The organism is Pseudomonas sp. Pse1 (assembly GCF_024519635.1).
Taxonomy (GTDB): Bacteria; Pseudomonadota; Gammaproteobacteria; order Pseudomonadales; family Pseudomonadaceae; genus Aquipseudomonas.
The window spans coordinates 1-229 of the sequence record NZ_JALJRO010000130.1 but is presented as its reverse complement, the minus strand read 5'-3'; the positions used below and the strand labels follow the sequence as shown (position 1 = coordinate 229).

The following is a 229-nucleotide window of genomic DNA, read 5'->3' as shown; positions in this document are numbered from 1 at the left end:
GGTCCTGTGTTCGAAAACGCGAATCCAACCTTCACCATCACCCTCAACCAGGCGTTGAAGGATGATCTGACCGTCAAGTTGAGCAACGGCGGCAGCGTCACCGTTAAAGCCGGTGATACCAGCGCGATCTACACCGCACCGATCCAAGGCGACGACGTCTACAAAGACGGCGGTCCGCTGAGCCTGACCGTCACCGACGCGAGCGTGCCAGGCAAGGTCTTCGAAGACC

1 protein-coding gene is annotated in these 229 nt (G+C 59.4%); it reads left to right on the top strand.

What is annotated here, in order from left to right; translation table 11 throughout:
- The coding region (locus NR126_RS29240) for an immunoglobulin-like domain-containing protein (protein WP_256832534.1) at positions 1-229 on the top strand (229 nt) is incomplete at both ends.